Raw genomic sequence first — 13,844 nt, forward strand, 5'->3', positions numbered from 1 at the left:
AAATCATGAAGGAAGATATTTTCATATTAATTGAATCGCACCGTTTGGAATTAACCTATGTCGAGGAAATCATAGCCAACTATTTTATCAGTAAAAAGGCACCGCTGAATATAGATAAATTGGCACAAACACTAGCTGTATCAAAGGCATCGATTACCCGCTTTTGTAAAAAGATAGGCTTGGATAATTACAAGGAACTCATGTTTTTATACAACCTTTCCTTGGATAAAAAAGAAGAGCCGTCGATTTCATCAGCAGTGACAGCTATTTATCACGCCTTAGCCACACGAAGTGACAATGCTTATTCTGAGGTGGAAGTGGACAAGCTGTGCGCTTTAATAAAAGATCATAACATCATTCATTTTTTTGGAAAGGGCTTTAACAGTTATACAGGAGCTGACTTTTCATTCAAATTTTCACGTTTTGGCAAGTATGTCCGTGTCATTTCAGAAGAAAAGTCAATCTTAATGTCAGCAGAATTTGCCCGTGAGGGTGAAATGATACTCGTGGCATCCTTGAGAGGAATAGACAGCAACCTTCTTGAAGCGATGACCATAACAAAGGAAAAAAATATTCCGATAGCACTGATTACTTCCAATCCTAATTCTGATTTGATTAAACAAGCAGATATTACACTAATTTCAGCGGGCTTAACACATGAAGAATCTATCGGTAATATCTCACCACAAATTCCGATTTTGATTCAATTAGACATACTTTACGAACGTTATCTTCACCTGTTTTCTGATTCTGTAAAGAAATGGATGAAATCTGAAGAAATTTTACATAAAAATAAAAAATAAGAAGGTTAAAATATGAAAAAATTCCCTGAAGGATTTTTGTGGGGCTCAGCTTTATCCGGCCCACAAACTGAAGGTTATTCTCTAAAAGAGGGTAAATCTGCTTCTACATGGGATTACTGGTTTAAAGAAAACCCTGAAAGATTTAATGAAAACCAAGGACCGGAAACAACTTCTAATCTTTACGAAGATTACGCAGAGGATTGCCAACGGATGAAAGCTATCGGGCTTAATTCGATTCGTACCTCTATCCAATGGACACGACTACTTCCTGACGGTAAAACGCTCAACCCTCAGGCGGTTGATTTTTATAGAGATTATTTTACAAAGATGAAAGAAAATGGTGTCAAGCCAATAATTAACCTTTATCATTTTGATATGCCCATGTGGTTGATGGATAAGGGAGGTTGGGAAACACGAGAGTCTGTTGAGGCTTTTCGTTTTTATGCCCAAAAAGCTTTTGAATGCTTTGGTGATTTAGTCCATGATTGGACGACTTTCAATGAACCAATGGTTCATGTGGAGTGTGGTTATTTACAAGGCTTTCATTATCCTGCAATTGTAGATATCAAAAAAGCTGTTCAAGTGGCTTATCATACCTTAATGGCACACGTAAAAGCTGTTCAAACCTTTAGAAAACTTATGCCGCAAGGATCCATCGGTATTATTCTGAATGTATCTCCGAGCTATGCGCGCAGTCAGTCAGCAGCAGACTTAAAAGCTAAAAAAGCCGCTGATTTAGTCAATATAAAAAGCTTTCTTGATCCTGCGGTGCTTGGAAAACACAACAGCGATTTGGTTGAACTTCTCAAAAATAACCAACTCTTACCTGAAACATTGCCAGAAGATGAAAAAGATGTAGCAGCGAATACGGTAGACTTTATCGGTTTAAATTATTACCAACCGAGTCGCGTTCAAGCACCTGAGAAAGCGAGCTTCCCCGCCAAAACCTTAGATGATTTTTACCAACCTTATGATTGGCCTGAAAAGAAAATTAATCCTTATCGTGGCTGGGAGATTTACCCGCAAGCCATTTATGATGTAGCGATGATGATGAAAAAGGACTATCATAATCTTCCTTGGTTTGTCAGTGAAAATGGCATGGGTGTAGCTGATGAGGAGCGGTTTATGGATGATTCAGGCATGATCCAAGATGATTATCGCATTGAGTTTATGAAGGAGCATCTCAGTTACCTTCATCAAGCGATTGAAGAAGGAAGTAATTGCTTTGGTTACCATACTTGGACCTTTATTGATTGTTGGTCTTGGTTGAATGGCTATCGCAACCGCTATGGTTTTTATCGGGTTGATTTGGAAGAGGATTATAAACGTACCGTGAAAAAGAGCGGACTTTGGTATAAGAAATTAAGTGAGCGAAATGGATATGAAGAATAATGGACAGAATCTTGCCGTTTTTGATATTGGCGGAACAGCAGTAAAGTACGGTCTATGGGATGGAGAAAAAATCCTGAATAATGCTTCTTTTAAAACACCTCAAAGCTTCGAAATGCTTACTGCGAAAATGGGCAGTATCATCAAAGATTATCCACAGCTTAAGGGCATAGCGATATCGTCTCCAGGCGCTGTCAATACAGCGAAAAGAAGGATTGAAGGAATCAGCGCCGTACCCTATCTGCACAATCGTCCTATATTTGATGAAATTGAACAATGCTTTGACTTGCCGGTGGCTATCGAAAATGATGCCAATTGTGCAGGGATTTGTGAAATTGATTATGGTGCAGGAAAAGAAGCCCAGAATGCTGTTTTTTTGGTCATAGGTACAGGAGTAGGTGGAGCTATCTTCATTAACCGCAAGCTTTATAAAGGTGCGCATCTTTTTGCGGGCGAGTTCGGTTTGATGAAAAACACGAAGCATAAAACTTTTAGCGAAACCGGACCTTTGGTTAAAGCTGCGGAAACTTATTCCAAAGAGACAGGCCAGAAAATTTCAGGTAAGGAACTGTACGACTTAATGGATCAAAAAAATCTCCAAGCTACTTTACTTATCGAAAATATGCTGGAGATTATTTCTGATTATTTATATAATATCCAAGTTTCGCTTGATCCAGATACAATTATCATTGGTGGGGGAATGTCAGCGCGGAAAGATTTGCCAGAAATCCTCCAGAAAAAATTAGCAGAACGTCTTCAGAGGTACGATATAGTCCATATCTTGCCAAGAGTAGAACGTTGTCGATACATGAACCATGCAAATCTGATTGGGGCGGCTTTAAATTTTTACACTGTTTTCCCAAAAGCTCAGAGATGATTTGACAAAAAAACCAGCACTCTATATACTTAAAAGAAAAGGCTTTGTAGAGGTAAAGAATATGGCAAGCACTGATCGTGTAAAACAGATGAAATTTGAAACCGTTTATCCACTATACTTGGAGAAAGTAGAGAAAAAAGGACGCACAAAAGAAGAACTGGATGAGATTTTGACTTGGTTGACAGGATACACGAATCCCAGCCAGCTCGCGGGAAGCTTGGGGCAATTGATTGAAAATCAAGCCTTTAATGACAATGCGCCTCTTATCACTGGGGTGATTTGCGGTGTTCGTGTAGAAGAAATTGAAGACAACTTCATGAAGAAGCTACGCTACATGGATAAGGTAGTGGATGAACTCGCCAAAGGAAAAAGCTTGGAAAAAATAAAAAGACTATAAACGGAGACAAACTATCGTTCATTCATTTTATATGATTTTGTAAATGTCACTCTTGCATTTGGTGAAGGAATTTGTTATCATAGAGGAACATTAATGAATATGAGTTCCCAAAGGGGAGTAGCGTCGGCGGAAGCCGAAACAAAGTCGTCATTTCGTGAGCCTTTTCTCACCGGCTTTGTTGACATGGATACGGCATGTTTAGCAAGACCTTTGCCAGATTTGGCAGGGGTCTTTTTGATACGCAGCTCTTAGCTGATACAGGATGATAGTTCTCACAGGAATTGCCGGCGCGTTTTATTAGCCAAAAATTATCATTTTTTGACTTTTAACTTCACAAAATGTACCTCTTATTTCCTCTGAAGAAGCTAATACTGTTGTCTGACTGACCCTCATATTCAAATATTGTAAAAAGGAGTTAGAATGGAATTCTACAACAAAGAAACTGACCTTGTCCTTGAAGAGGTGCAAGCTTCAGCTGAAGGGCTGACGGAGCAGCAAGTCAAAGAAAGACAAGCACGTGATGGTTTTAATGAACTTAAGAGCAAAGACAAGGTTCCCACTTGGAAAGTCTTCCTTGATACCTTTAAAGACCCGATGGTCATCGTCTTATTGATTGTAACGATTGTCCAGCTCGCCTTAGGAGAGGTGGTTGAAGCCATTATCATCCTAGGTGTAGTACTGATTAGTTCGATTGTGACGGTCATTCAGACGAAAAAGGCGGAAAGTTCACTGGACGCCTTGAAGCAAATCTCTGCTCCAAATGCTAAAGTTTTACGTTCTGGAGAGAAAATTACTATTCCTGCACGTGAATTAGTTGTTGGAGACCTTGTTCTACTTGAAGCAGGAGACTTTGTGCCTGCAGATGGGCGTATCTTGACCTGTAAGAGTTTGCGTGTTGAAGAAGGAATGCTTACAGGGGAGTCTGAAGCTGTTGAGAAAACAGATGAAGCCCTTGAGGGAGAACTTCCTTTAGGTGACCGTAAGAACATGCTTTACAGTGGCGCACTCACGGTATATGGTCGTGGTGAATTTGTCGTTACAGGTACAGGAAGCCAGACAGAAATCGGTAAGATTGCGACCCTGCTTGAAACTGCTGAAGATAAGCAAACTCCCTTGCAGCAGAAATTGGAGAAATTCAGTAAGCAATTGGGTATTGCTATCTTAATTCTTTCAGTAGCTATCTTTGGGATACAAGCTGCCCGCATCTTCTTTGCTGGTGACGGTGCAAATATTGAGGTGAAGATGCTAGATGCCTTTATGTTTGCGGTTGCAGTTGCGGTTGCCGCAATTCCAGAAGCACTTTCATCTATTGTGACGATTGTCCTTTCAGTTGGCACGAACAAGATGGCCAAGCAACATGCCATTATTCGTAAGCTACCAGCTGTTGAAACTTTAGGTTCAACAAGTGTTATCTGTACGGATAAAACGGGAACATTGACACAAAACAAGATGACCGTTGTTGACTACTTTTTGCCGAGCGGCAAAGAAGAAAGTTTTCCAGCTCAGCCTGATTCTTGGAGAAATGACGAAGCACTTCTCGTACAAGCGGCTGTACTTTGTAACGATTCAAATATAAATGAAGAGGGTCAAGAGTTGGGCGACCCAACCGAGGTGGCGCTTATTGCCTTTAGTAATAAAGTCGGGAAGCCTTATCAGGAACTGCGTGACGCTTACCCACGTTTGGCAGAACTTCCATTTGATTCGGATCGTAAACTCATGTCCACGATCAATCTTATTGATGATGAAAAAATCATGTTGACAAAGGGGGGGCCAGACGTTATGTTTGCCCGTTGCAGCAAGGTGCTTATCAATGGTCAGGTTCAAGAATTTACGGATGAACTCAAAGCGAATTTCCAAAAAGAAAACGAAGCTTTTAGTAACAAAGCCCTCCGCGTATTGGCTTATGCCTACAAACCTTTGGGACAGGATAAAGAAGTTTTAGATCTGGAAGATGAGAACGACCTTATCTTGATTGGTTTAACAGCCATGATTGACCCACCACGTGAAGCTGTATATGCTTCGATAGCTGAAGCGAAAAAAGCCGGCATCCGTACTGTCATGATTACAGGTGACCACAAAACAACAGCACGTGCCATTGGGCAAGAGATAGGACTCTTTGGTGAGAACGATATTGCGGTGACCGGTCAAGAGTTAGATGCTATGTCAGAGCAGGAGCTGGATGATAAACTGGCGAAAATTTCGGTCTATGCGCGAGTATCACCAGAAAATAAAATACGTATCGTACGTGCTTGGCAGAAAAAGTCTCATGTTACAGCTATGACAGGTGATGGTGTTAATGATGCGCCAGCCTTAAAACAAGCCAATATCGGTATTGCTATGGGGTCAGGTACTGACGTTGCTAAGGATGCATCTGCAATGATTCTGACAGACGACAACTTTGTATCGATTGTTAATGCAGTCGCTGTTGGTCGTACAGTTTATGACAATATCAAAAAATCTATCGGTTATCTTTTCTCTGGTAACTTGGGAGCAATTATCACGATTGTCTTTGCCCTCGTCATGAACTGGGCAAGTCCATTTACTGCTCTACAATTGCTCTTTATCAACTTGGTCAATGACTCAGTGCCAGCTATAGCTTTGGGAATGGAAAAAGCAGAACCAAATGTGATGAATAAAAAACCGCGTCCTTCTGATGAGGGAATCTTTGAAGGTGGTTTGATGGCCAGTGTCGCTGTTCGTGGAACTCTGATTGGTATTGCAGCGATTATTTCACAATATATTGGGATGCAGGTTTCAGATGAGTTAGGTGTTGCAATGGCCTTTACGACACTAATCTTGGCACGTAGCTTACAAACATTTACAGCGCGTTCAAACTCTCAAACTATCCTGTCTCTGGGACTCTTCTCAAACAAATACGTTTTGGGAGCAGTGGTCTTCTGTTTAGGACTTTATAGCCTGACCACTTTACCTTTCACACGTGAATTCTTTAGCATTCCTGCAAACTTTGACATGCACTACTGGTTGTTGGCGGCAGGTCTTGCTCTGGCAGCTCTGCTCATGATGGAAATCATTAAAGCCCTGCGCGTTTTCATCAGTCAGAAAAAAGCTAAAGTAAGTGTTAATAAATTAGGATAAAAGCATGTCTCCTCTTTTGTTTAAACAGTGAGTATGAGGAACTTTTAAGAGAGGGAGAACCTCCCAGCTATGGACTTTGTCATCTGTAGCTGAGAGGTTTTTTCATCCCCTGAAACTTCATTGAAGCCTTTGGCTTACTTGACTAAAAAATTTGTAAAAATCGATGAGGCTCTTGGATCATAAGTTATGAGTTGAGAAACTAAGGGAGAGCAGAAGCTGGCTTCCTATCTTTTCAAAACAATTGAAGTAAAAAAATACTGCAGAACTCGCCCCCAAAATATCACATATTCCAAAAGTCTCTTTTTGAGATAATTTATGAAATGTGGTAAAATGAGAAAGCTCAGGGCTCTATTTTGAGAAGAAAATAGAGTGAGAGAAAGTAAGTTTTCAGAAAAAAGCAAGAGAGACAGACTGCAAGAGAGGGCAAAAGATTACCCAAGAGAAGTGCAGGTGTTTTAGGAAGAAATAGGAAAAATAAAAAATGAGCTTATTTTTAGATACAGCTAAAATCGAAGTCAGAGCGGGTAAGGGCGGTGATGGTGCAGTTGCTTTCCGTCGTGAAAAATACGTACCAGATGGAGGCCCTGCTGGTGGCGATGGCGGTCGCGGTGGTGACATCATCTTCCGTGTTGATGAAGGTTTGTCAACACTGATGGATTTTAAATACAATCGTATTTTTCGTGCAAAATCTGGGGAAAAAGGGATGAACAAGGGGATGCACGGTCGCGGTGCAGAAGATTTGGTTGTCAAAGTACCGCAGGGCACGACAGTGAAAGATAATGAAACAGGTCAAGTCATTGTTGACTTGGTTGAACAGGGGCAGGAATTTGTCGTGGCAAAAGGTGGTCGCGGAGGGCGAGGAAATATCCGCTTTGCTACACCGCGCAATCCTGCACCGGAAGTTGCCGAAAATGGTGAACCCGGTGAGCAAAAATGGCTCATGCTTGAATTACGTGTCCTTGCTGATGTGGGCTTAGTAGGTTTCCCATCAGTTGGTAAGTCAACGCTCTTAAGTGTTGTCTCAAATGCACGACCAAAGATTGGCGCCTACCACTTCACGACAATTACACCAAATATTGGCATGGTTCAGGTTGGTTACGGGGACAGCTTCGTCATGGCCGATATGCCTGGATTGATTGAGGGAGCACACTCAGGTGCAGGTCTGGGGATTCAGTTTCTTCGTCATATTGAACGTACACGTGTCCTTCTGCATGTCTTAGATATGTCAGGTCTTGAAGGGCGTGATCCTTATGAGGACTATGTCACCATTAACAAGGAGTTGGAAAGTTACAATCTTCGTCTACTTGAACGTCCGCAACTGATTGTGGCGAATAAAATGGACATGCCAGAGGCGCCGGAAATTCTTGCGGACTTTAAGAAGAAATTAGCGGAGAATCTACCCGAAGGTCAGGAAATGCCCCAGATTTTTGAGGTGTCTGGCCTAACCAAAACAGGTTTGCAAGCTCTTTTAGCCCGTACAAGTGAACTTTTAGCCGAGACCCCTGAATTTTTGCTTTACGAAGATGAAGACTTCCTCGGTGAAGAAGCATATTATGGTTTTGAAGAAGAAGAACAACCTTTCCGCATCTCACGGGATGATGATGCCGCTTGGCGTCTATCTGGTGCCAAACTTGAAAAACTGTTCAAGATGACCAACTTTGATCGTGACGAGTCGGTTATGAAGTTCGCACGGCAGCTTCGATCGATGGGAGTGGATGAGGAACTCCGTGCTGCTGGTGCGCGTGATGGTGATCTGGTTCGTATCGAGAAATTTGAGTTTGAATTTGTAGATTAAAAGTTTGGGAGGTTGATGTGGGCTTCAAGATTATTTCTGACCGTGATGAAAACGGTGAGTTTATCGCTTCCGCAGAGTTTTGGACAGATGAACGGATTGATGCTTTGATTAAGAAATATAATCCTTCAGGAAAACTCCGTCTCTCCAAAGCTGCACAAGAAGCAGACAAAAAAGAAGACGAATAAAATGAGTAAAAAGAGTGCCTAGTGAAGCACTCTTTTTTTTGTAGATTATTTTAGAAAATAAAGTGCACGATAGAGCAAGACAATTTTTATACTCATCTTCCGACTCCTTCTTTAGGAAAAGAGAACTTGTATTTCTAGAAACTTTATGTGATTGAACTTCACTGATATTTAGGGTAACATTCCAAGTAGAAGTAAATATTTTCAGCTGAAAGAACTAAAGGAGGTTATCTTTTGAGAAAAAACAAAATATTTTCTATCGTACTCATCGCTTTTACTTTTGGTATTTTAGGAGCTTTGACAGCTTCAACGACAGTAAAAGCAGGAGTTTTGGATATTGATACAAGTCAGTATGAGCCTACTGGAAATCCAAATGTAAGCTATCCACAAATCAGTATACGGACCAATCGGACACCGGAACGCACGAATATAACTGATATTGTCAGGCTTGCAGATGAAGCAGCAGCAAAGTATCCGGTTGGAGACAGTGCACATCGTTCAAAGGCTGTAACAAAGATGCTTATTTCTTACTTTGGGAGCGGTAGTCTAGGGCATACTTGGATTGTTGTTTTCCATAGTAATAAACCTGGTGATTACACTTCTTATGGTTTTCACGAGGTCTTTGGATGGGTGAAAAATGGAAGCTCATACTTTACAGATGACAGTGCGGGAAGAAAGTTTGCGGTTGAAAAGACCTTGCCGCTTGGAGATGACAAAACAAGCTGTGAAAATATCGAAAAGACGATTATGCCACAGCTCTCAGAGGAAAGTGTTGCTATCGCTCGGATGATGGGAGTATATGTTTTTTGGCCAAGTAGGGGCGCTTACTCTCCTCTTGGCAACTGCGCATGGGCTGCGGGGAACTTGTGGAATGCAGTAACAGGCGATAACTTAAAATTTGAGCAAGAGTTTGACGGAGCGGCTCATGCAAGTGACTGGGGCATGCCATTTTTAAATGGTGTAACGAAGATTGCCGATCCTGGAATGGCAGCTGAAGGTATGGTCAAATAGCAAAGTAGTAGAAGAAAAATAAGAATGGATATGCCCTATGATTTTAAAGAAAACAGGAGCAGTTTTAACTGGCGGTCTTTTGGTGCTTGGCATTGCTTTGCCATTAGGCAATGTTGACTCAAAGAATGTGGCTGCCAAAGATGTAAACTGTCCTAGAAATAGTGAATGTCTAAACAAACAAACAAACAGTCTCAATGGAGAACTTAGTCCTAAAATTGATGAAAAACTTGAAAAACTGGCCATTGCACATTCTTACAGTATGTTTGCAACTGGACAAGCGACAGGTGGTACCATCGGTGCTGCAGAGTCAAAACCAATAAATGCGAGTGATCATCCCACGCTTTCCATGAACAGTGATATGAGGCTCAAAGAGGGCGAAGCTCTTGCAGCGCATTCTTCTCATTTTACTAACGATACAAATAACGTGCAAAACATTGACACCCCTTCTTTCAGTTTCGAGACGTCTGATTCGATTACAACAACAACGACTCATTCTGTCAATACAGGGATGTCTGCACAAGAGCATTTCCTATTTCCAAGTATTGGAGGAATAGGGGTTGCTAATGTAAAGTTTAATGTAGAGTATACGTACACAACGGGATATGAAAAAACAAAGTCTAAAACGATTATTTGGAAGGTTCCTTCCTCATCGATTCGCCTTGAACCACATACAAAAGTTCGAGTAGATTGGTTTCTTAGAACCACAGAAGCTTCTGGTACGATTAAGCTTCAGGATAAGGTCAAGGCACAGATTCCATACAAAACTGATTTAGAGACAGGTACAATCTCAACACATGGGCTTGGTAAGGTCATTGCATCGGAAGACTTGCTAAGTAATAGATATTGGAACATGTTCATGAAAGAAAGCAGAAGTAACTGGCAGCAAGTCAACAATAACACTGCGCTTTACAACATGGGGGTAGGGAGCTACCACGCCAAGTATGGGACGGAACTTTATTTCGTGATAAAAGAGATTGAGGATGATGGTACAAGCGGACCTGTAATTTACGAAGCACCTGTAAAGGCTGAAGCTACATAGTTGTGAAAGAAAAGAGCTGTCAGAATTTGTGCAGAGGAGGTATTTGACTTGAATTTGCTTTTTTATCTTGTTAAGCTAAGTGGAAGAGGAAACAAGAAGGAGAAGCAGATGACGGTAAAACTTTTTATTGCACAGACATTAGACGGCTACATCGCAGACAAGCAGGATAATCTTGATTGGTTGATGACAGTTCAAGGGAAAGGAGATAATGGCATATCTGCCTTTCTTTCCTCTATTGATATTATTCTTATGGGAAGTCGGACCTATCAGTGGCTTTTGGATCAAAAGTTGGAGACTTGGCCTTATGAAGGCAAAATGACCTATGTTTTCTCTAAAAAGAACTGGGAGGACAAAGGCAATATTAAATTTGTTCATCCGTCACAACTTACAGACTTCGTTCAGGGGCTTCAGGGAGAAATTTGGTTGATTGGTGGTGGCCAACTCATCAAAACTTTTTTGGAAGCTGACTTGATTGATGAATATAGGATAACGACTGCTCCGGTTCTTCTTGGTGAAGGAATTCCACTTTTCCCCCAAGGCGATTATGCAGCAGACTTAGAATTCCAAGGAAGTACAATCTATGGACAGTTTGTAGAACTGGCTTATAAGCGAAAAAAGAATAGAGAATAAAGAAAACTCAGTAAACTCTGATATGAGAAGCTGAGTTTTTTTGTGCAACAAGTAATGTGCCAACCCTATTTTTCTCATCAAACACTCATTTCATTTGACCTTTTTTTTTTTTTATACTATAGACTCAGAAAGTAAACGTAACATTAGAAATGTATATGTAATGAAAATCTAAAAGTACAGGTTACGTCAAAGGAGGAGTTTATGACACCAGAAAAGAAAAACCAGCGGCGGCTGCGCAACCTCGCGCTCCTGTCCCTCTTATTGCTCTTGGTAGGCGGCACCTTCGCCTTCCAAGCCTTCAACCAGCGGGCCATCAATGACCGCATCCGAGAAAACATCCCCGGAGGCCGCGTCCACGACTACTACAACCGAGACACGGAAAACAAGGACGTCTTCGTGGAGAACTATGGCAATGTGCCCCTCATGGCCCGTATCCGCCTCTCCGAGTTCATGGAGAAACGCTCAACAGGAGAACAAGACTTCACCCCTATAGTGAACGGCACCATCCGTGACCAAGTGGACACTTGGACGGTCATGCGTCCCTCAGAAACCAACCTGAACACCCGTGTAGATGACTCGGCAGCCTTCAACACCTACTCTAACCTGACCTTTGGTTGGAGCCGTTCAGGTCAAGATGCCCCATGGTTCATGCCGACCTTCAACCGGGACAACCAAGACTTGATGACCGCCTCTGCAGGACATGCCCGTGACTGGGTCACAAGCACAGCCACAGATGGGGTAACAGATGGCGCCACTCACCCCGGAGATGGTACAGATGCCTACTGGTCCTCTGGCGACAGCTTTGATAACAGCGGTCCAGTTTGGCCGGGAGAAGAAGTCACCCATGATGCAGCTCAAAACCTGCAACAAGAGCGTGCCCCGATGACCATGAGCCAGTGGGCAGCCTTACCTAATAACCTGAAAGTCGGGAACTTCTGGGTCATCGACCACCAAACAGGTTGGGCTTACTGGGCGAATCAACTTCAAGCAGGAGAGACCACTTCTTATCTCTTGGATGCAGCACAGATGACCGCAGCAGCGAATGCTATCCCGGGAGAATATTACTACGGTATCCATGTGGACGGGCAACTGATCAGTCCTGACCGTATCAATGATTTCTTGGCTGCAGATGGAAGCTTTACCCATCATGATGACTTGTCAGACTTCCTGACAGCTGTACAGAATGGCTCTATTGATAACAACTGGGGGAACCCGGGCCCTGAGGAGAATGTCCAACCCGACCAAATCAACTTTAGCATCATGGCACCGGGGACGATCTTTACTATGGCTGGGGAGCAGTATCGTTATTTGGAGAATCAGGGTGGTGGGAATCATTTGATTATTCGGAATAGCGTGTTTGGTGCGAGTTTCAATAATCAAGTAGAACGAATTAATAATTGGTACACTTCCCTTGATCCAACAGTTCAAGCAATGGTTCAACCTGTAGCAGATCATTTTGTGACAGGAGAAGTTGATTGGGATTCTCTTACCTTTGACGGACCAGGAGAACGCTGGATACCTAATAACTTGTACGATTTTCCCGAAGTTGAGGTTGATATAAGTCAAGTTGATTCAAGTGGTAGTCCACGTGCCTTTGCACTATCTTTAGCAGATGTGACACGTCTATCGGGTACAGGTCGTGCTTTTCCTAATCACGTAGGCCGCATAGAAGGTGGTCCAAATCATGGTTTCTGGTGGCTTCGAACGCCTAGCACAAGTTTAGACCATGGACTGCGTGTGCTTGGAGGCCAACCTAATAATCCGCTAAATGGTGTAATTTCTATGGGGCCAAGAAATGCCGCCGCTGCCGGTGGCGCTCGTCCTGCCCTCATCGTCCATCAATAAAGTAAAATAGCGACCAGAACCAAAAATCACCCAAGACGGCACTTCTACATGCCTCATTGAGTGATTTTTTATTGGATTCCATAACTCCGATAAAGTGGAGTTTATTCCCCTTTTTTTAGAGAATTGAGAAACATTTCGGTTAGGTGCTCAGAGTGTTTTATCATTGTTTCTAATGGGATAGATTTCATTCCTTCGCTGATAATATCGACGTATAGAAAAAGGTCTTCATCCGTATAGTCTTTCGAAATTTGTCCTTCTGCACGCCCTTTTCTGAAAAGTTCTTGGTAAACAAGGTGTTGAATTTCACGTGTATCTTCATCAAAAAAACTTGGATTTGCTGCATATTGTTTTATCATATTTTGCAGAAAAATATCGGTCATCAACTGAATTTGCTTCATTTTGAAGTGATAGATTTGGCGAAACGTTTCACGAAAATCTGCATCGGTAGCAATTATTTTTTGAATATTCTCAACCATAAAGTCAAGTTCTTTTCGGATAACCAGGTTCATCAGCTTGTTTTTATTTTCATAATATTTGAAAATGGTTACCTTAGAAACATGAGCCAGTCGAGCAATTTCATCCATAGAAATATCGGAAATTAAGCGCTCTCTCAATAGCTTTGTAGTCACGTCCAGAATAGCTTTTTTCTTTTTCTTTGTTTGATTCATTTTCTTCCTCTCCGCAAAAAAAGAATTCTTTATAAAATTATATCTTTTAATTTGAACTTATTCAACCAAAAGAGTACAATGTGAACTATAAAGGTATATCAAGTTCAAAAAG

At 41.8% G+C, this 13,844-nt stretch carries 12 protein-coding genes; 11 read left to right on the forward strand and 1 reads right to left on the reverse strand.

The genetic code is table 11. From position 1 onward, the window contains the following. Window positions 1-5: 5 nt before the first annotated feature. The 11 genes from ACGHCK_RS03715 (at window position 6) to ACGHCK_RS03765 (ending at window position 13,064) form a co-directional block, all read left to right on the forward strand. On the forward strand, window positions 6-803 hold the full coding sequence (locus ACGHCK_RS03715) for a MurR/RpiR family transcriptional regulator (protein WP_202231052.1): 798 nt from the start codon (window positions 6-8) through the stop codon (window positions 801-803). Between the two features lie 12 nt (window positions 804-815). Then, complete coding sequence (locus ACGHCK_RS03720) at window positions 816-2,195, forward strand: glycoside hydrolase family 1 protein (RefSeq protein WP_271328248.1); 1,380 nt, start codon at window positions 816-818, stop codon at window positions 2,193-2,195. Then, the gene (locus ACGHCK_RS03725) at window positions 2,179-3,069 is read left to right on the forward strand and encodes an ROK family protein (RefSeq protein WP_271328249.1); all 891 of its coding nucleotides are present in this window, start codon (window positions 2,179-2,181) and stop codon (window positions 3,067-3,069) included. The genes ACGHCK_RS03720 and ACGHCK_RS03725 overlap by 17 nt, the downstream gene beginning before the upstream one ends. A gap of 61 nt (window positions 3,070-3,130) precedes the next feature. After that, window positions 3,131-3,466, forward strand: coding sequence for a DUF2200 domain-containing protein (locus ACGHCK_RS03730; RefSeq protein WP_251423011.1), 336 nt, complete (start codon window positions 3,131-3,133; stop codon window positions 3,464-3,466). Window positions 3,467-3,886: 420 nt separating this feature from the next. After that, entirely contained in the window at window positions 3,887-6,562 is a 2,676-nt protein-coding gene (locus tag ACGHCK_RS03735; RefSeq protein ID WP_202231048.1) for a cation-translocating P-type ATPase, read from the forward strand. 481 nt (window positions 6,563-7,043) lie between these two features. Further along, complete coding sequence (obgE, locus tag ACGHCK_RS03740) at window positions 7,044-8,357, forward strand: GTPase ObgE (protein ID WP_251423014.1); 1,314 nt, start codon at window positions 7,044-7,046, stop codon at window positions 8,355-8,357. A gap of 17 nt (window positions 8,358-8,374) precedes the next feature. Next, window positions 8,375-8,542: a hypothetical protein gene (locus ACGHCK_RS03745; protein ID WP_202231046.1), complete on the forward strand. Its 168-nt coding sequence runs from the start codon at window positions 8,375-8,377 to the stop codon at window positions 8,540-8,542. A 231-nt stretch (window positions 8,543-8,773) separates the two neighbouring features. Further along, window positions 8,774-9,550, forward strand: coding sequence for a hypothetical protein (locus ACGHCK_RS03750; protein WP_251423017.1), 777 nt, complete (start codon window positions 8,774-8,776; stop codon window positions 9,548-9,550). 37 nt (window positions 9,551-9,587) lie between these two features. Beyond that, entirely contained in the window at window positions 9,588-10,589 is a 1,002-nt protein-coding gene (locus ACGHCK_RS03755; protein ID WP_271328250.1) for an ETX/MTX2 family pore-forming toxin, read from the forward strand. Between the two features lie 108 nt (window positions 10,590-10,697). Further along, window positions 10,698-11,219, forward strand: coding sequence for a dihydrofolate reductase family protein (locus tag ACGHCK_RS03760; protein WP_251423028.1), 522 nt, complete (start codon window positions 10,698-10,700; stop codon window positions 11,217-11,219). A gap of 201 nt (window positions 11,220-11,420) precedes the next feature. Next, entirely contained in the window at window positions 11,421-13,064 is a 1,644-nt protein-coding gene (locus ACGHCK_RS03765) for a hypothetical protein (protein WP_394304474.1), read from the forward strand. A 101-nt stretch (window positions 13,065-13,165) separates the two neighbouring features. On the opposite strand, the gene ACGHCK_RS03770 is transcribed toward ACGHCK_RS03765, so the two are convergent. Continuing rightward, window positions 13,166-13,732, reverse strand: a complete 567-nt coding sequence (locus tag ACGHCK_RS03770; protein ID WP_251423032.1) for a TetR/AcrR family transcriptional regulator — start codon at window positions 13,730-13,732, stop codon at window positions 13,166-13,168. Window positions 13,733-13,844: the final 112 nt, after the last annotated feature.

The sequence above is a fragment of the Lactococcus muris genome (genome assembly GCF_042849115.1).
Taxonomy (GTDB): domain Bacteria; phylum Bacillota; class Bacilli; order Lactobacillales; family Streptococcaceae; genus Lactococcus; species Lactococcus muris.

Bases quoted from the DNA above. Each gene is read 5' to 3' on its own strand.
- ACGHCK_RS03715 (WP_202231052.1), top strand. From the start codon at position 6: ATGAAGGAAGATATTTTCATATTAATTGAATCGCACCGTTTGGAATTA.
- ACGHCK_RS03720 (WP_271328248.1), top strand. From the start codon at position 816: ATGAAAAAATTCCCTGAAGGATTTTTGTGGGGCTCAGCTTTATCCGGC.
- ACGHCK_RS03725 (WP_271328249.1), top strand. From the start codon at position 2,179: ATGGATATGAAGAATAATGGACAGAATCTTGCCGTTTTTGATATTGGC.
- ACGHCK_RS03730 (WP_251423011.1), top strand. From the start codon at position 3,131: ATGGCAAGCACTGATCGTGTAAAACAGATGAAATTTGAAACCGTTTAT.
- ACGHCK_RS03735 (WP_202231048.1), top strand. From the start codon at position 3,887: ATGGAATTCTACAACAAAGAAACTGACCTTGTCCTTGAAGAGGTGCAA.
- obgE (WP_251423014.1), top strand. From the start codon at position 7,044: ATGAGCTTATTTTTAGATACAGCTAAAATCGAAGTCAGAGCGGGTAAG.
- ACGHCK_RS03755 (WP_271328250.1), top strand. From the start codon at position 9,588: ATGATTTTAAAGAAAACAGGAGCAGTTTTAACTGGCGGTCTTTTGGTG.
- ACGHCK_RS03760 (WP_251423028.1), top strand. From the start codon at position 10,698: ATGACGGTAAAACTTTTTATTGCACAGACATTAGACGGCTACATCGCA.
- ACGHCK_RS03765 (WP_394304474.1), top strand. From the start codon at position 11,421: ATGACACCAGAAAAGAAAAACCAGCGGCGGCTGCGCAACCTCGCGCTC.
- ACGHCK_RS03770 (WP_251423032.1), bottom strand. From the start codon at position 13,732: ATGAATCAAACAAAGAAAAAGAAAAAAGCTATTCTGGACGTGACTACA.